At 42.1% G+C, this 532-nt stretch carries 1 protein-coding gene; it reads right to left on the bottom strand.

Annotated elements, in window-relative coordinates:
- On the bottom strand, nt 1–532 hold a 532-nt coding region (locus R7R78_RS29155; protein WP_225474971.1), incomplete at both ends, for a cation:proton antiporter.

Below are 532 nucleotides of genomic sequence, written 5' to 3'. Positions count from 1 at the left end.
AAGAGCTTTGAGCTAGCTTTTCATCTTCCATCTTTTTTTCTTCAGCTTTCGCCTTTTCAATCATTGGTGTAATGGTTGAACCTTGAATAAGGATAGAGAACACCACAACCGAATAGGTCATTACAAGGATGATCTCTTTTACATCGATCAGCTTGTCTTGAACCACCCAAATTCCTGATGGAATTGAAAGTGCCATTGCTAGCGCTAGGCCGCCACGTAGGCCACCCCAAGTCAGAATTTTTACAGACCATGAGTTATATTTTCTGTAACGTTTAAAGCCTATGTATGAGATAAAGACACTGAGATAGCGAGAGGCTAGCACCAGAGGGACTGCAATTGCCATCATGATCCAGTCTTCTTCATGGAATTTAAATAGCAGCATCGACATACCAATTAATAGGAATAGCACGCCGTTTAGGAACTCATCTACTAACTCCCAGAAGTGGTCTAGGTGGTCTTCACTCTCTTTAGAGAATCCAATAAAGCGAGTCCAGTTACCGATCATAATTCCCGACACTACCATTGCAAGTGG

The sequence above is a fragment of the Vibrio sp. 2134-1 genome (assembly GCF_033339495.1).
This window is presented reverse-complemented; position numbering and strand designations above follow the sequence as displayed.